General features: G+C 53.5%; 16 protein-coding genes. 3 read left to right on the top strand and 13 right to left on the bottom strand.

Annotation, left to right across the window (positions count from 1 at the left end):
- Positions 1-51: 51 nt before the first annotated feature.
- Genes hemG through pepQ form a run of 4 tightly spaced genes read right to left on the bottom strand, consistent with a single transcriptional unit; the run spans position 52 to position 4043 of the window.
- Positions 52-594, bottom strand: coding sequence for a menaquinone-dependent protoporphyrinogen IX dehydrogenase (gene hemG / locus AC0LWE_RS21480; RefSeq protein WP_202668755.1), 543 nt, complete (start codon positions 592-594; stop codon positions 52-54).
- A gap of 11 nt (positions 595-605) precedes the next feature.
- Positions 606-2057, bottom strand: coding sequence for a Trk system potassium transporter TrkH (trkH, locus tag AC0LWE_RS21475; protein WP_219347270.1), 1452 nt, complete (start codon positions 2055-2057; stop codon positions 606-608).
- A gap of 40 nt (positions 2058-2097) precedes the next feature.
- Positions 2098-2712: an IMPACT family protein gene (locus AC0LWE_RS21470; protein WP_202668754.1), complete on the bottom strand. Its 615-nt coding sequence runs from the start codon at positions 2710-2712 to the stop codon at positions 2098-2100.
- On the bottom strand, positions 2712-4043 hold the full coding sequence (gene pepQ, locus AC0LWE_RS21465; RefSeq protein ID WP_202668757.1) for a Xaa-Pro dipeptidase: 1332 nt from the start codon (positions 4041-4043) through the stop codon (positions 2712-2714). Before pepQ ends, AC0LWE_RS21470 begins: the two co-directional genes overlap by 1 nt.
- 188 nt (positions 4044-4231) lie before the next feature.
- Here pepQ and fadB point away from each other — a divergent pair, with 188 nt between their 5' ends.
- Together fadB and fadA are read left to right on the top strand one after the other, a co-directional pair.
- Positions 4232-6421 carry a fatty acid oxidation complex subunit alpha FadB gene (gene fadB, locus AC0LWE_RS21460; RefSeq protein WP_219347269.1) on the top strand — a complete coding sequence of 730 codons (2190 nt, stop codon included), beginning with the start codon at positions 4232-4234 and terminating at the stop codon, positions 6419-6421.
- Positions 6422-6430: 9 nt separating this feature from the next.
- Positions 6431-7594, top strand: coding sequence for an acetyl-CoA C-acyltransferase FadA (gene fadA, locus AC0LWE_RS21455; RefSeq protein WP_059180698.1), 1164 nt, complete (start codon positions 6431-6433; stop codon positions 7592-7594).
- Between the two features lie 209 nt (positions 7595-7803).
- On the opposite strand, the gene fre is transcribed toward fadA, so the two are convergent.
- Both fre and ubiD read right to left on the bottom strand, forming a co-directional pair.
- Positions 7804-8505, bottom strand: a complete 702-nt coding sequence (gene fre, locus AC0LWE_RS21450) for an NAD(P)H-flavin reductase (protein ID WP_059180699.1) — start codon at positions 8503-8505, stop codon at positions 7804-7806.
- A 30-nt stretch (positions 8506-8535) separates the two neighbouring features.
- Positions 8536-10041 carry a 4-hydroxy-3-polyprenylbenzoate decarboxylase gene (ubiD, locus tag AC0LWE_RS21445; RefSeq protein WP_059180700.1) on the bottom strand — a complete coding sequence of 502 codons (1506 nt, stop codon included), beginning with the start codon at positions 10039-10041 and terminating at the stop codon, positions 8536-8538.
- 170 nt (positions 10042-10211) lie between these two features.
- On the opposite strand from ubiD, the gene rfaH reads away from it, so the two are divergent.
- A complete protein-coding gene (gene rfaH / locus AC0LWE_RS21440) occupies positions 10212-10703 on the top strand; it encodes a transcription/translation regulatory transformer protein RfaH (protein ID WP_059180701.1) in 492 nt (163 codons plus the stop codon).
- Here the strand turns inward: rfaH and tatD are convergent.
- The 7 genes from tatD to ubiE all read right to left on the bottom strand — a co-directional run bounded on the left by tatD (position 10700) and on the right by ubiE (position 16179).
- The gene (gene tatD, locus AC0LWE_RS21435) at positions 10700-11482 is read right to left on the bottom strand and encodes a 3'-5' ssDNA/RNA exonuclease TatD (RefSeq protein WP_059180702.1); all 783 of its coding nucleotides are present in this window, start codon (positions 11480-11482) and stop codon (positions 10700-10702) included. The two genes, rfaH and tatD, sit on opposite strands and share 4 nt — an antisense overlap.
- 41 nt (positions 11483-11523) lie before the next feature.
- Positions 11524-12294 (bottom strand): Sec-independent protein translocase subunit TatC, encoded by a 771-nt coding sequence (tatC, locus tag AC0LWE_RS21430; RefSeq protein WP_059180703.1) that lies wholly within the window; start codon positions 12292-12294, stop codon positions 11524-11526.
- Between the two features lie 2 nt (positions 12295-12296).
- Positions 12297-12836: a Sec-independent protein translocase protein TatB gene (gene tatB / locus AC0LWE_RS21425; protein WP_219347268.1), complete on the bottom strand. Its 540-nt coding sequence runs from the start codon at positions 12834-12836 to the stop codon at positions 12297-12299.
- Positions 12837-12839: 3 nt separating this feature from the next.
- Entirely contained in the window at positions 12840-13094 is a 255-nt protein-coding gene (tatA, locus tag AC0LWE_RS21420) for a Sec-independent protein translocase subunit TatA (RefSeq protein ID WP_015960917.1), read from the bottom strand.
- Between the two features lie 73 nt (positions 13095-13167).
- Positions 13168-14808 carry a ubiquinone biosynthesis regulatory protein kinase UbiB gene (gene ubiB, locus AC0LWE_RS21415; RefSeq protein ID WP_131488599.1) on the bottom strand — a complete coding sequence of 547 codons (1641 nt, stop codon included), beginning with the start codon at positions 14806-14808 and terminating at the stop codon, positions 13168-13170.
- Positions 14805-15410, bottom strand: coding sequence for a ubiquinone biosynthesis protein UbiJ (ubiJ, locus tag AC0LWE_RS21410; protein WP_059180707.1), 606 nt, complete (start codon positions 15408-15410; stop codon positions 14805-14807). The genes ubiB and ubiJ overlap by 4 nt, the downstream gene beginning before the upstream one ends.
- 13 nt (positions 15411-15423) lie before the next feature.
- A complete protein-coding gene (ubiE, locus tag AC0LWE_RS21405) occupies positions 15424-16179 on the bottom strand; it encodes a bifunctional demethylmenaquinone methyltransferase/2-methoxy-6-polyprenyl-1,4-benzoquinol methylase UbiE (RefSeq protein ID WP_015960920.1) in 756 nt (251 codons plus the stop codon).
- Positions 16180-16215 lie beyond the last annotated feature (36 nt).

The following is a 16215-nucleotide window of genomic DNA, read 5'->3' as shown; positions in this document are numbered from 1 at the left end:
CATAAATTTCAAAAAAGTTTTCGTTCGCTTATTTTTCAAACTTTACGTTTATTAAATCCGCGCATTGGCCGTTAATTGTGCGATTTCCCGCGCAAAACTGGCGACCTGTTGCCAGTCGGTATAGACCACTTCTTTAGTTGTATCGGTTTCCCCGCCTGTCATCTTCATAATTAAACGAATCATAAAGCGGTCAAGCCAGCGATAACGGGGATAACGCAGCGCGCCAGCAAACACGGCGCACAACTTTGGCTGCCAGGGAGAGCTCAGCAGGAACTTACGCGTATAGCTGTTCGTCTGCGGCGTACGCTTCTCTGCTTTACGCGCTACGAGGTTCACAGAATAGAAAGCGCTCGGCATCGCATTCAACGTGGCTGCATGCTTCTTCACGAAGCGATCAACCGCGGGATGAAAGTGTCCGTACCTAATCGACGCACCAATCACCACACGGTCGTAGTCTTGCCAAACAATCTCTTCCGCACGATTCAGATTGACCACATCGGCATATATACCCTGCTCTTTTAATTCAGACGCCAGATAAGAGGCAATCTCGCGCGTCTGTCCGTCACGTGTGGAAAATAGTATTAATGTCTTCACCAGATACTTCCTTAATCGCGCCAGAATGTTGGGGTGAACAGCACCAGCAGCGTAAAGACCTCAAGACGCCCAAAAAGCATATTGGCAATTAAGATCCATTTCGCCACCGGATTCATGCTGGCAAAGTTGTCCGCTACGACGCCAAGCCCTGGCCCGAGGTTATTAAGCGTTGCCACGACAGACGCAAACGCCGAAAAATCATCAACGCCGGTCGCAATAATGGCCAGCATGCTGACAATAAAGACCAGCGCATAAGCCGAGAAGAAGCCCCATACCGCTTCGAGGATACGTTCCGGTAACGCGCGGTTACTGAGCTTAATACTGTAGACCGCGTTCGGATGCACCAGTCGTTTCAGCTCACGGTTCCCCTGCTTAAACAGCAGAAGGATACGAATCACCTTCAATCCTCCGCCCGTCGACCCCGCACACCCGCCTATAAAGGCAGAGCATAAAAGCAAGACCGGCAGGAACAGCGGCCAGCGGGAAATACTGTCCGTCGTAAACCCCGCGGTCGTCGCCATCGACACAACCTGGAAGAACGCCTGGTTGAGAGTGGTGACTGCCGAGCTGTAAACATCGTGGAGCCACAAGACCGATGTACAAATCACCACCAGCGTTAACTGCACTCCAATAAACATCCTGAACTCCGGGTCGCGCCAGTACACCTTCAAACTACGTCCACTCAATAAAGAGAAGTGAAGACCGTAGTTACAGCCGGAGATCAGTAAGAAGACAGCAATAATAGTGTTGATGGTCGGACTGTCGAAATACCCCACGCTGGCGTCGTGCGTCGAGAATCCGCCAATCGCAATCGTCGAGAAGCTGTGCCCTATCGCATCAAACGCAGGCATCCCGGCAAACCAGAGGGCCAGCGCGCAGGCAACGGTCAGCAACACATAGATGAACCAGAGGGTTTTGGCCGTCTCCGCAATACGCGGGCGCATCTTATTATCTTTAAGCGGCCCAGGCATTTCCGCGCGATAGAGCTGCATCCCCCCGACACCCAGAATAGGCAGAATCGCAACGGCTAACACGATGATCCCCATACCGCCAAACCACTGCAGCATCTGACGATAAAACAGAATCGCATGCGGTAACGAATCTAACCCCACCAGCGTCGTCGCACCCGTGGTCGTCAACCCGGAAAAGGATTCAAAGAAGGCATCGGTGACCGTCAGGTTAGGCTGCTCCGCGAAGATAAACGGCAGCGCCCCCACGCTTCCCAGCACGGTCCAGAACAGAACCACGATCAGAAAGCCTTCGCGGGATTTCAGTTCGCCCTTTTCACGACGGTTTGGCCACCACAGCATGGAGCCAATCACCAGCGCAGCAAAGAAGGTTTGTGTGAACGCACGCCCCGCGCCGTCCCGATAGATAAGCGCCACCAGTCCAGGGAGAATCATCGTCCCGGAGAAGAGGATAACCAGCAGTCCAACGATTCGGGTTATGGCACGAAAATGCATCTCTGCCGTTTCCTTTGGTATTCAGAAAGTAAGGTGGGGATTATTCTTCAATCGGCAGCAATTGCAACGCACCGCGACTAAAATCAGCCAGTTTTGCTGAAAAAGCCGAGTGTTCCGCCAGAGGAAGTGCCACGCGTAATTGAACCGTCGCCTGGTAATCACTTTGCACAATCACACCGTTAAATTGCTTAAGTAACGTCTCAATGCCGGACAACTGGGCGTAATCACACAACAAAGTATATTCGGTTAATGGCGTTTTGCGGAGGGTATTAAGCTGATTAAGCGCTTGCTGAACGCCGCCACCGTAGGCCTTAACCAGCCCGCCGGTACCTAATAATATGCCGCCGTAATAACGAACGACGACCGCGGTAATTTCACCGACGCCACTCCCCATCAGCTGAGAGAGCATCGGTTTACCGGCCGTTCCTGCAGGTTCACCATCATCAGAGAATCCCAGCTGTTGCGAATCGTTCGGTGCGCCGGCGACCCACGCCACGCAATGGTGGCGGGCGTCGGGATGGTCTGCACGAACCGACTCAACAAACGCTTTCGCCGCCTCCACGCCGTCGGTGTGAGCCAACAGCGTGATAAAACGGCTTTTTTTGATCTCTTCAGAGAAGGTGACCGGCTCGGCCGGTATCAGCCAACTGTCCATCACGCCAGCTTCTGATCTCGCGTCATGTTCTCGATATTGTTCTCGTGAACCACCACGTTATCTTCAATACGAATACCACCAAACGGTTTCAGCGCATCAATTTTCTGCCAGTTGAAGTGCTTGCTGAACTGGCCTTCACGCCACGGATTCAACAGAGAATCAATAAAGTAGATGCCCGGCTCGATGGTCAACACCATGCGCGGTTCCAGCACGCGGGTGCAACGCAGGTACGGATATTTAGACGGCGCCGCCAGGTGCGTACCCGTATCATCCTGCATAAAACCGGCCACATCATGTACCTGCAGACCCAGCGGATGGCCAATCCCATGTGGCATAAATGGCCCGGTGAGATCGTTTTCGACCATCGCCTCTTCGCTCATATCCGTCACAATTTGATGCTTACGCAGCAGCTTAGCGATGCGCTGATGGAACTGAATATGATAGTCAACATAGCTCGTGCCCGCTTTCATGGTGCTGATAAGCGCCAGCTGTTCGTCGTTCACGTCTTTAATCAAATGCGCAAAATCGGTATCGCTGTTGGCAGCCCAGGTACGCGTCAGATCCGCCGCGTAACCGTTGTACTCAGCACCCGCATCCAGCAGGAAGCTGCGAATTTCAGAAGGCGCGCGGTGATCCAGTTTGGTGTAGTGCAGAACGGAGGCGTGCTCGTTCAGCGCCACGATATTCCCGTAAGGCACATCGGTATCACGATGACCCGTCGCCGTCAGGTAAGCCTGGTTAATATCAAACTCGCTCATGCCGGACAGGAAGGCTTCATGCGCAGCCTGATGACCATTCACTGCGGTTTTCTGTGCTTCACGCATGCAGGACAGTTCATAGTCGGTCTTATAAGCGCGGTAGTAATGCAGATAATCGATCACGCCTTTCGGGTTGATTTTGTCTGCTGGAATATCCAGAGCCAAAGCGCGCTCAGCAACCGGTCCGATGTAGGCGATGTTGCCGCGTGTAGCGGGTAACTGGCTGCCAATAGCATCCGCTTTCGGCAACGCGATCACATCCACCTCTTCCGTCCAGAACGTCGTCGGCAGCGGTTCAACGTTGTGCCAGTAATCGACCGGCAAGTAGAACCACAGTTTCGGTTTGTTCACGCCATCAACCAGCAACCAGCAGTTGGGAACCTGTGTCACTGGAACCCAGGCTTTGAACTGTGGATTTACCTTGAAAGGATAAGCATGGTCATCGAGGAAGACATTCAACAGCTCACCGGAGTGGATAAGCAGCGCATCGAGTTTATAGCGAGCCAATACGTCGCGGGTACGCTCTTGCAACGTAACAATATGATTTTTATAAAGTGCTGCCAATGAGTCCATCATTATTCCTTTCATGTTTGAGCTCTAGTCTTCGCATCTTAGCACACCTCACTTATCCTGCGTGATCTCCGCCGAGCGTGATCCCCGCAGCAATTTCTTAATGATAAATTTGCATTTTATTAACATAAATCCCACACTCGGTCTCATCTGGTATGACCAGATCCCCTTGCTGGATTCAGGAGACTGACATGCTCTACAAAGGTGACACCCTATACGTGGACTGGCTGGAAGATGGCATCGCCGAACTGGTGTTTGATGCCCCCGGCTCAGTCAACAAGCTCGATACCGCGACCGTAGCCAGCCTTGGCCACGCGCTGGATGTGCTCGAAAAACAATCTGACCTCAAAGGTCTGCTGCTGCGTTCCGAAAAAGCCGCCTTTATCGTTGGCGCGGATATCACTGAGTTCCTCTCTTTATTCCAGGTCCCGGAAGAGCAGCTCAGCCAGTGGCTCCATTTTGCCAACAGCGTGTTTAATCGACTGGAAGATTTACCGGTTCCGACGATTTCGGCAGTTAACGGCTATGCGCTCGGCGGGGGTTGTGAATGCGTGTTGGCGACCGACTACCGTCTGGCAACGCCAGATCTACGCATCGGCCTGCCGGAAACCAAACTGGGTATCATGCCGGGCTTTGGCGGCTCCGTTCGTATGCCGCGCATGCTGGGTGCTGATAGCGCACTGGAAATCATTGCCGCCGGTAAAGATGTCGGCGCGGATCAGGCGCTCAAAATCGGTCTGATCGACGGCATCGTGAAAGCCGAAAAACTCCGCGATGGCGCGGTCGGCATTTTACGTCAGGCGATCAATGGCGATCTCGACTGGAAAGCCAAACGTCAGCCGAAGCTTGAGCCGCTGAAGCTCAGCAAAATTGAAGCGACCATGAGCTTTACCATTGCCAAAGGCATGGTGATGCAGACGGCGGGCAAACACTACCCGGCGCCAATTACCGCTGTAAAAACCATCGAAGCCGCTGCGCGCTTTGGTCGTGAAGAGGCGCTCAAACTCGAAAACCAAAGTTTCGTCCCGCTGGCACACACCAATGAAGCCCGCGCCCTGGTTGGCATTTTCCTGAACGATCAGTTCGTGAAAGGCAAAGCAAAACAGCTGACAAAAAATGTTGAGATGCCAAAACAGGCTGCCGTTCTGGGCGCAGGCATCATGGGCGGCGGGATCGCTTATCAGTCCGCCTGGAAAGGCGTGCCGGTGATCATGAAAGACATCAACGACAAATCCCTGACGCTGGGCATGACAGAAGCCGCTAAGCTACTGAATAAACAGCTGGAACGCGGGAAAATTGATGGCCTGAAACTTTCGGGCGTCATTTCGACTATCCATCCAACGCTGGATTACAGCGGCTTTGACCGTGTTGATGTAGTCGTCGAAGCGGTGGTGGAAAACCCGAAAATCAAAAAAGCGGTGCTGGCAGAAACAGAAGATAAAGTTCGTCCGGATACCGTTCTGGCGTCTAACACTTCCACCATTCCGATTGGCGAACTGGCGAGCGTTCTTAAGCGCCCGGAAAACTTCTGCGGTATGCACTTCTTTAACCCTGTGCACCGCATGCCGCTGGTTGAAGTCATTCGCGGAGAAAAAACGTCCGACGAAACCATCGCCAAAGTGGTGGCGTGGGCCAGCAAAATGGGCAAAACGCCGATCGTCGTTAACGACTGCCCAGGATTTTTCGTCAACCGCGTGCTATTCCCTTACTTCGCAGGCTTTAGCCAGTTACTCCGCGACGGCGCTGACTTCCGCAAAGTCGATAAAGTGATGGAAAAACAGTTCGGCTGGCCGATGGGCCCTGCCTATCTGCTGGATGTGGTCGGGATTGATACCGCACATCACGCTCAGGCGGTGATGGCGGCTGGTTTCCCGCAGCGCATGCAGAAAGATTATCGCGATGCTATCGACGCCCTGTTTGACGCTCATCGCTTCGGGCAGAAAAACGGCCTGGGCTTCTGGCGATATAAAGAAGACAGCAAAGGCAAGCCGAAGAAAGAAGACGATGCCGCGGTAGAGGGTTTACTGGCCGACGTTAGCCAGCCGAAGCGCGATTTCAGCGACGACGAGATCATTGCGCGCATGATGATCCCGATGGTCAACGAAGTGGTGCGTTGTCTGGAAGAAGGCATTATCGCCAGCCCGGCAGAAGCTGATATGGCGCTGGTTTACGGCCTCGGTTTCCCTCCGTTCCACGGCGGCGCATTCCGCTGGCTGGATACGCTCGGCAGCGCCAAATATCTCGATATGGCTCAGCAGTATCAGCAGCTCGGTCCGCTATATGACGTGCCGGAAGGTCTGCGTAACAAAGCCCGCCATAACGAACCGTATTATCCGCCAGTTGAGCCAGCCCGTCCGGTCGGCGCGCTGAAAACGGCTTAAGGAGTCACAATGGAAAAGGTTGTCATTGTCGATGCAATTCGCACCCCGATGGGCCGTTCAAAGGGTGGCGCATTCCGTCACGTACGCGCCGAAGATCTCTCCGCGCACCTGATGCGGAGCCTGCTGGCGCGCAACCCGGCGCTGGAAGCAAGTGCGATTGATGATATTTACTGGGGCTGCGTGCAGCAGACGCTGGAGCAAGGTTTTAACATTGCGCGTAACGCGTCTCTGCTGGCGGAAATCCCGCACTCCGTTCCGGCAGTTACCGTTAACCGTCTGTGCGGATCGTCTATGCAGGCCTTGCACGATGCGGCGCGCATGATCATGACTGGCGATGCGCAGGTCTGCATGGTCGGCGGCGTGGAACATATGGGTCACGTCCCGATGAGCCACGGGGTGGATTTCCATCCCGGTATGAGCCGCAACGTCGCCAAAGCCGCTGGCATGATGGGGCTGACCGCCGAAATGCTCTCCCGCATGCACGGTATCAGCCGTGAAATGCAGGACCAGTTCGCCGCTCGTTCCCACGCCCGTGCCTGGGCCGCGACGCAATCCGGCGCATTTAAGAACGAAATTCTGCCAACCGGCGGCCACGATGTTGATGGCGTGCTGAAACAGTATTACTACGACGAAGTGATCCGCCCGGAAACGACGGTTGAAGCGCTTTCCACGCTGCGTCCCGCATTCGATCCGGTAACCGGCACGGTCACAGCGGGAACGTCATCGGCTCTTTCCGATGGTGCAGCCGCCATGCTGGTAATGAGTGAAAGTCGTGCTCGTGAATTGGGTCTCACGCCGCGCGCGCGAATCCGCTCCATGGCGGTGGTCGGCTGCGATCCCTCAATAATGGGTTATGGTCCGGTTCCGGCCTCAAAACTGGCGCTGAAGAAAGCCGGGCTGACCGCCAGCGATATCGATCTTTTTGAGATGAACGAAGCGTTCGCCGCGCAGATCCTGCCGTGCATTAAAGATCTGGGCCTGATGGAGCAGATCGACGAGAAGATCAACCTCAACGGCGGCGCAATTGCGCTAGGTCATCCGCTGGGCTGCTCAGGTGCGCGTATCAGCACCACGCTGATTAACCTGATGGAACGCAAAGACGCGCAGTTTGGTCTGGCGACGATGTGCATCGGGCTGGGTCAGGGGATCGCGACGGTATTTGAAAGGGTGTAAACAGATGTGAAGCGCCATCGTCAATGACGCTGGCGTTATCTCAAACCCATTGAGGCCAGAACAAAGCGGCAAGCAAACAAATGCCGAATCGCTTACACAGGTAAGCGATTCGGGTGAGTGCGCGCAGCCAACGCAGTTATGGCATTAATGGCGAAGAGAGAAGGTTTAGTTGCCGTTCTTCCCGCCTGTCAGGGGCGGGTTTTTTATTCTCAGATAAACGCAAACGCATCGCCAAACAGACGATCTTCACGCGCATCGCGTTCGTTACAGAACAGATCGCGGGCAATTTTTGCCATCTCAAAACGGCCTGCAATATAGATATCGTGCCCGGCCAGCGTGCCGTGATCCTGCAGCACCGCCGTCAGCACCGTACCGCTGCGCCCACGCCATCCCTCTTCCGGCTGCTCGACCACCGGTTCGATGCGCAGATTTTGGTGGGTCACGCTCAGCGCTTCCAGCTCAGACAGGTCGTACAGGTGTTTCTCTTCACGACCACCCCAGTAGATGGTGATATCGCGGTCAGGATTGTGCGCCAGCGCAGTGAGCAGAATGGAACGCACGTAAGAAAAACCGGTACCGCCCGCGATCAAAATCAGCGGACGGTCTTCGTCTTCACGCAGCCATGCTTCGCCATGCGGAATGTCGACCTGAATTTCACGCTCTTTCAGGATGCGATCCATAACAGCCATGGCATAAAGATTAAGCTCTGACGCACCTATGTGTAACTCAATAAACTCCTGCTCCGCTGGCGTAGACGCCATAGAGAAAGGACGCTTATCACGCTCATCCATCACAACCATCAAATATTGGCCAGCGCGGAAAGAAAATGCCGCCTCTGGAACCAAACGGACGCGATATACGGTGTCGGTAATAGCATCTACCGAGGTCACTTTACAGCTTAAGGTTGTCATTAGCTCTCTCTGTCGGGAAGTCTAAAGGGCTTAACGGTCAGATGCAGGCTTACCGTCATTCAATATGGCTAGCTCGTCCCATATCGCGTCAATTCGTGCCGTCACTTCAGGGTCTTTTTGAATCGGACGACCCCATTCGCGCGAAGTTTCGCCGGGCCATTTATTGGTGGCATCCAGTCCCATTTTTGAACCAAGACCGGAAACCGGCGAGGCAAAATCCAGATAATCAATTGGCGTGTTTTCAACTAACACCGTGTCACGCGCGGGGTCCATGCGCGTGGTGATCGCCCAGATGACATCATTCCAGTCACGGGCGTTAACGTCATCATCACAGACAATAACAAATTTGGTGTACATAAACTGGCGCAGGAAAGACCATACGCCCATCATCACGCGTTTGGCGTGACCTGCATACTGCTTCTTAATGGTCACAACGGCCAGACGATATGAACAGCCTTCCGGCGGCAAATAGAAATCGACAATTTCCGGAAACTGCTTTTGCAGAATCGGCACAAACACTTCGTTCAGCGCCACGCCCAGCACGGCGGGCTCATCCGGCGGACGCCCTGTGTAAGTCGAGTGATATATAGCATCGTCACGCTGAGTAATATGGGTAACGGTAAACACCGGGAAATTATCGATTTCATTGTAGTATCCCGTGTGATCGCCGTAAGGCCCTTCCGGCGCCATTTCGCCCTGTTCGATATACCCTTCGAGCACAATCTCTGCGCTGGCCGGCACTTCCAGGTCATTGGAAACGCACTTCACCACTTCGGTTTTAGTACCGCGCAACAGGCCAGCAAAAGCATATTCGGAAAGGGTGTCAGGAACCGGCGTAACCGCACCGAGAATAGTGGCTGGGTCGGCTCCCAATGCGACAGAAACCGGGAAACGTTCGCCCGGATGTGCCGCACACCACTCCTGGAAATCAAGCGCGCCGCCGCGATGCGACAGCCAACGCATAATCAGCTTATTTTTGCCGATTAGCTGCTGACGATAAATACCCAGATTTTGGCGTTCTTTATGCGGACCGCGAGTGACGGTCAAACCCCAGGTAATCAGCGGCGCAGCATCTTCTGGCCAACACTGCATGATCGGGATACGGGTTAGATCGACCGCATCGCCTTCAAGGATTTTCTGCTGACACGGCGCACCGCGCAGGCGTTTGGTCGGCATGTTCAACACTTGTTTGAACTGCGGCAATTTATCGAACAGATCGCGGAAGCCTTTTGGTGGCTCCGGCTCTTTCAAAAACGCGAGCAATTTGCCGACTTCACGCAACGCCGACACGTCTTCCTGCCCCATGCCCATCGCCACGCGTTTAGGCGTGCCGAACAGGTTACACAGCACCGGCATGGAATAGCCTTTCGGATTTTCAAACAGCAGCGCAGGGCCACCGGCACGCAGTGTGCGGTCAGCAATTTCTGTCATTTCCAGATAGGGATCAACAGGAAGCGTGATGCGTTTGAGTTCGCCCTGCTTTTCCAGCAGCGCCAGGAAGTCGCGTAGATCGTGGTATTTCATGAAGTTAGTCATGGCCTCTCTGTAAGCGCTTCATTATACGGCGTTCGTCACCAGTACGCTGTAATTTTGTTAAATTAGCGTGAACTTCCACGTCATCATCCACTTTCGGCCATTATAATCAACTTAGCGATCCCGCCAGGGTTTTGATATGCTTGCGCCGCAAACAAAGGGAAAGGGTAATTATGCAAGCGTGGTATTTACTGTATTGCAAACGTGGGCAACTCCAGCGTGCGCAAGAACATCTTGAGCGTCAGGCCGTCAATTGTCTGACCCCCGTGATCACGCTTGAAAAAATCCAGCGCGGTAAACGTACTACGGTCAGCGAACCCCTTTTTCCGAACTACCTGTTCGTCGAGTTCGACCCCGAAGTAATTCATACTACTACTATCAACGCCACGCGCGGCGTCAGCCACTTTGTTCGCTTTGGTGCGCAACCCGCCACCGTTCCTTCAACGGTTATTCACCAGCTTTCTGTCTATAAGCAGCCGGACGATATAACCGATCCCGACACGCCCTTCAGCGGCGATGATGTGGTGATCACCGAAGGCGCATTCGAAGGATTGCAGGCGATATTCTCGGAGCCGGACGGCGAGGCCCGTTCGATGCTGCTGCTCAATTTGCTGAATAAACAAGTGCTCCAGAGCGTTGCAAACACCGCCTTCCGTAAAGTTTAAAATGTAATGCCGAACAGGCGACGCACGTTTTCATCGGTCTGTGCATCAAGCCACTGCCGATCTTCTCCGCGCCAGTGCGCAATACGCTCAATAATGTGCCCAAGATAAGCCGGTTCATTACGTCGCGACGCCGGTTTCGGCTTCATATCGCGTGGCAGAAGATACGGCGCATCCGTTTCGACCAACAGTCGATCGGCAGGTATCACCGGCAAAAGCTCACGCAATTCCAGACCGCGTCGTTCGTCACACACCCAGCCGGTAATGCCCAGATAGAGCCCCCGATTCAGGCAATCAACAGCCTCCTGCCGTGAGCCGGTAAAGCAGTGCAACACCGCGCCAGGCAGTTTATCCAGCCACGGCTCCAGCAAGGTCAGAAAGCGCTCATGGGCATCGCGGCAATGCATAAACACCGGCATTTCTAATTCTGCTGCGATGGCGAGCTGAGCGGTGAACGCCGCTTCCTGCTCAACGGGCGTGGAAAAGTTACGATTGAAATCAAGACCGCATTCGCCGATGGCAACGACTTCCTCGAATTTCGTCAGTTTATACAGCGTTTCAGCACTTTCGTGCGTCCACTGGCTGCTGTCATGCGGATGCACTCCCGCCGTCGACCAGCATCGCGCGTATCCCTTTGCCAGTGCTTGCGCTTGCTCGCTTTCGTGAAGGTTCGTCCCCGTAAGCAGCAGCCCTTTCACACCTGCGGTAAACGCGCGCCCCACAACGTCATCGCGGTCGTTGGCAAATTGAGGGCTGGTCAGATTCAATCCGATATCAAACATGCGGTCTCCCATATGACAACCGCCCTTTCGGGCGGCTGGTTTTATTCTTCTGTCGTTTTTTCTGGCTCGTCTTCTTCGTCTTCCTGCGGACGTCGTTTGCCCACGTAGAAGCGCGAGAAGAACACGCCGACTTCAAAGAGACAGTACATCGGTACGGCCAGCAGCGTTTGCGAGAAAACATCCGGCGGCGTCAGCAGCATACCGATAACAAATGCGCCAACCAGCATATATGGACGTTTCTTGCGCAAGTCATCAGGCGTGGTCACGCCCATCCAGCACAGAAGAACGATAGCGACAGGCACTTCAAACGCCACGCCGAACGCCATAAACAGCGCCATAACGAAGCTAAGATAGCTGGCGATGTCCGTCGAAACCTGTACGCCTTCCGGCGCGGTATGCGTCAGGAAGCCAAAAGCCAACGGGAAGACCACAAAGTAGGCAAAGGCCATGCCGATATAAAACAGCAGCGAGCTGGAGACCAGCAGCGGGATCACCAGCTTGCGTTCGTGCTTATATAACGCCGGTGCCACGAAAGCCCACACCTGATACAAAATGACGGGCGCGGAGGCGATCAGCGAAACCCAAAAAGTCAGCTTGATTGGCGTGAAAAACGGCGAGGCCACATCGGTCGCAATCATCGTTGCGCCCAGCGGCATCTGCTTAATCAACGGCGCGGAGACTATCTGATAGATGTCGTTCGCGAAATAAACCAGGCACAGGAAAATCAGCAAAACTGCAATGATGCAGTTTAACAAACGCTTACGCAGCTCAATCAGATGCGCAATGAGTGGTTGAGTATCATCTACAGCCATGTTTACGCTTTATCACTCGACGAGGGGGATGATTCGGAAGCGGGTGCGGCGGCTTTCACTTCTGCGGGTGTCACTTTCGCAACGGATTCTGCCGTAGGCAATGGTTCTTGCACTTCAGGCGCTTGCGAAGGTGCGCTGGCCTGATGCTCTGCACCCGCAGGCGTAACGCCTTCGTGCTGCGCTTCATTATCCTTCACCAGCGGATTACGAATGGTGTTGGCTTCATCGCTCGCTTTTTCAGGGTCGTTCGCGCTGTAGGAACGCTTCATGGATTCAGCAGCCTCGCGCAACTCATCCATCGACGCTTTTAGCTCCGGCGATAAATTGCTCATGCTCGCTTTTTCAACCTTTTTCAGGCTGTCCTGAAACTCCTGCATTTTGAGTTCCTGCGCCAGTTCATTTTGAACCGTCGTCGCCAGCGAACGCAGCGCGCGCACCCAGCCTGCAACCGTTTTTACCGCTACCGGTAAACGCTGCGGACCTAAAACGATCAGGCCGATCACGAATACCAGTACCAGTTCACCAAAGCCAATGTCGAACACGAATTACACCTGCTCTTTATCGTGGCGTTTAGCGTCTTCCTTTTTGGCTTCGTCTTGTTTATCAGCGATAGACTTGGCCGTGAAATCCGCATCCTGGTTGGATTTATCCTGCTTATCTTCATCATCACTAATGGCTTTCTTGAAGCCCTTGATGGACGCGCCAAGATCGGAACCGATAGAACCGAGCTTTTTGGTACCAAACAGCAGAACGACGATGACGGCAATGATCAACAATTGCCAGATACTGATACCACCCATACAACATCCTCGATAGATGATTAATTAATCAGGTCACATTATACGTATGCAACCCGGTGATAGCGACGCAAATTCAGCGCGTCTTTCGCCACCCAATGAGCCAAACCACAAGGCCGCCGGCCATCAACCAGGCGGGCATCATTTGCCAGTCTGGTCGATTAATGAGTAGCAACGTTCCGCTCAGCAGCAGAGTTGCGCCAATACCAAAGAGATAGCGCGATTGCCCCTGTCGCACGCGGTTAGACTGAAGCTCGCGGGTGATTTTATCCATACTGTGCTGAAGATTCTTGCTGTGACGCAAACTGTCATAGATCAGCTCAGGAATCTCCGGCATTTTTTCAATCCAGAACGGGGCTTTCTCTTTAAAAGAGCGCACCAGCGCAGGCAGACCGACCTGATCCTTGATCCACGACTCAAGGAAAGGTTTAGCGGTTTTCCATAAGTCTAACTGAGGATAGAGCTGCCGGCCTACGCCTTCGACGTAAAGTAATGTTTTTTGAAGTAAAACTAATTGCGGCTGCACTTCCATATTAAAACGTCGAGCCGTGTTAAAGAGATTCAGCAGGACGTGACCAAATGAGATTTCGGAAAGCGGCTTCTCAAAAATCGGCTCACATACGGTGCGAATCGCAAATTCAAACTCTTCAACGTTGGTATCAGGCGGGACCCAACCGGAATCGACGTGTAGCTCAGCCACCTTACGGTAATCACGATTGAAAAAGGCGATAAAGTTTTCCGCCAGATAGCGCTTATCTTCTTTGTTCAACGAGCCGACGATACCGCAGTCAATGCCGATATATTTCGGATCTTCCGGGTGCTCGTAACTGACAAAGATATTCCCCGGGTGCATATCGGCATGGAAAAAGCTGTCGCGGAAAACCTGGGTGAAGAAGACCTGCACGCCGCGTTCGGCCAGCAGTTTCATGTTCGTTCCCTGATTTTCCAGCGCCACGATATCCGACACGGGAATGCCGTAAATGCGCTCCATCACCATCATATCCTGGCTGCAATAGTCAGAATAAACTTCTGGCACGTAGAGCATCGGGCTGTTTTCAAAGTTACGACGCAGTTGGATGGCGTTGGCCGATTCGCGCAGCAAATTGAGTTCATCGATGAGCGTTTTTTCATACTCACGCACCACTTCCAGCGGGCGCAGTCGACGGCCATCTGGCAGTAAACGCGGAACCCAGCGCGCCAGGCGATAAATCAGCTTCATGTCCGCTTTGATAACCGGCAAAATATCCGGGCGAATCACTTTAATGACGATCTCTTTGCCGTTCTCTTTCAGGCGCGCGGTATGAACCTGCGCAATGGAAGCGGACGCCAAAGGCTTGATATCAAAATCATCAAACCAGGTTTCGACAGGGATATTCCCCATCGCCTCTTCGATCTGCTGCTTAGCCCGCGCACCGTCAAAGGGAGCAACACGGTCCTGCAGCAAGGCCAGCTGATCGGCAATTTGCGGCGGAAAAAGGTCGCGGCGAGTGGACAGCATCTGCCCAAACTTAATCCATACCGGTCCAAGCTCCTGTAATGCCAGTCGTAACCGCTCGCCCAGCAGTTTGTCCTTGTGACGATTAGGCATCCAGAACAGCATACGCCGCCAAATCCGCAGCGGCAGAGTGATTCGCATTTTGGGAATGAGTTCGTCGAGCCCGTAACTTAAAAAGGTGCGAACGATAAAATAGAGGCGCCGAATTTCACCAGGCGTCATTTGCCCTCCAGTTTTTCCAGCCGTTTGGTTAGCGCGTCGACTGCACGTTCAACGGCAGACGTTTCTTCCGCAAACCATGCTAATTCCAGCGTGCCTGGTGCCATCCGCCACTCCTCGGTAATCACCTCGGCAACATAGCGTTGCTGACGCTGTAACCCTTTACGTAAGAATGACGAGCCGCCACGAAGGACCTTGCTAATGCTTTCAGCGGCGATGTCGCCAATGTAGGGCGCCAGCAGTTCAGCCGGATCAAACTCAGCCAGATCGGCAAGCGCCACAAAGTTCTGCACAACCTGCAGATCGCCTTCCACTTCCAGTTCGCCACTGCGAATCAGTGCGGTCAGTTGCTGACGGTCGCGTAGCTTCGGTAACACGCTCATATGGGTGATGACGGAGCAGTCGGCCTCACCTTCCCACTCGCCCAGCACATCAAGCTGACGTTCACTAAAGACCAGCACCAGCGGCGTGGAGAACTCCTTCAACACGATGCGTAGGACTTTACCGTTCAGACGCTGGCGAGCCGTTTTCAGCGCAGGAGAGCGATACAGAAACGTGTTCAGGACATTTTCGATGCCTGCGGTGACTAAGGGTTTAATAGGCATAGGCCGCTTCCACTCAGAACTTGTAGCCGCGATGCAGCGCAACAACACCGGCTGTCAGGTTGAAATACTCAACGTTCTCAAGGCCTGCATCCTGCATCATCGCTTTTAAGGTGTCCTGATCCGGGTGCATACGGATAGATTCCGCCAGATAGCGGTAGCTTTCGCCGTCGTTTGCCACCATTTCACCGATACGCGGTAAAACGTGGAACGAGTAGGCATCGTAGGCTTTGCTCAGCGGTTCGATAATAGGTTTGGAGAATTCAAGCACCAGCAAACGGCCACCTGGCTTAAGCACGCGATACATAGAACGCAGCGCTTTTTCTTTATCGGTGACGTTACGCAGACCAAAAGAGATAGTGATGCAGTCAAACGTGTTATCCGGGAATGGCAGGGCTTCAGCATTGGCCTGAACATATTCAACGTTGCCGACAACGCCAATGTTACGCAGCTTTTCGCGCCCCATTTTCAGCATGGAGTCATTGATATCTGCCAGCACCACGCGGCCGGTATCACCAACCATACGGGAGAATTTCGCGGTTAAATCACCTGTACCACCCGCCAGATCCAGCACGGTTTGACCACGACGAACGCCGCTACAGTCGATAGTGAAGCGCTTCCACAAGCGATGAATTCCGAATGACATTAGGTCATTCATGACATCGTACTTTGCCGCCACGGAATGGAATACGTGGGCAACCATGTCAGCTTTCTGCGCTTTGGCGACAGTCTGAAAGCCAAAGTGTGTAGTATCTTGTGAATCGTCAACCATCTCAGTGCCTGCTAATCCGTCAAATGTTCGTGAAGT

Source organism: Lelliottia sp. RD5 (genome assembly GCF_056032945.1).
Note: the sequence above shows the minus strand (reverse complement) of the source record. Positions and strands in the feature narration are given on the sequence as shown.

Bases quoted from the DNA above. Each gene is read 5' to 3' on its own strand.
- trkH (WP_219347270.1), bottom strand. From the start codon at position 2,057: ATGCATTTTCGTGCCATAACCCGAATCGTTGGACTGCTGGTTATCCTC.
- AC0LWE_RS21470 (WP_202668754.1), bottom strand. From the start codon at position 2,712: ATGGACAGTTGGCTGATACCGGCCGAGCCGGTCACCTTCTCTGAAGAG.
- pepQ (WP_202668757.1), bottom strand. From the start codon at position 4,043: ATGGACTCATTGGCAGCACTTTATAAAAATCATATTGTTACGTTGCAA.
- fadB (WP_219347269.1), top strand. From the start codon at position 4,232: ATGCTCTACAAAGGTGACACCCTATACGTGGACTGGCTGGAAGATGGC.
- fadA (WP_059180698.1), top strand. From the start codon at position 6,431: ATGGAAAAGGTTGTCATTGTCGATGCAATTCGCACCCCGATGGGCCGT.
- fre (WP_059180699.1), bottom strand. From the start codon at position 8,505: ATGACAACCTTAAGCTGTAAAGTGACCTCGGTAGATGCTATTACCGAC.
- ubiD (WP_059180700.1), bottom strand. From the start codon at position 10,041: ATGACTAACTTCATGAAATACCACGATCTACGCGACTTCCTGGCGCTG.
- rfaH (WP_059180701.1), top strand. From the start codon at position 10,212: ATGCAAGCGTGGTATTTACTGTATTGCAAACGTGGGCAACTCCAGCGT.
- tatD (WP_059180702.1), bottom strand. From the start codon at position 11,482: ATGTTTGATATCGGATTGAATCTGACCAGCCCTCAATTTGCCAACGAC.
- tatC (WP_059180703.1), bottom strand. From the start codon at position 12,294: ATGGCTGTAGATGATACTCAACCACTCATTGCGCATCTGATTGAGCTG.
- tatA (WP_015960917.1), bottom strand. From the start codon at position 13,094: ATGGGTGGTATCAGTATCTGGCAATTGTTGATCATTGCCGTCATCGTC.
- ubiB (WP_131488599.1), bottom strand. From the start codon at position 14,808: ATGACGCCTGGTGAAATTCGGCGCCTCTATTTTATCGTTCGCACCTTT.
- ubiJ (WP_059180707.1), bottom strand. From the start codon at position 15,410: ATGCCTATTAAACCCTTAGTCACCGCAGGCATCGAAAATGTCCTGAAC.
- ubiE (WP_015960920.1), bottom strand. From the start codon at position 16,179: ATGGTTGACGATTCACAAGATACTACACACTTTGGCTTTCAGACTGTC.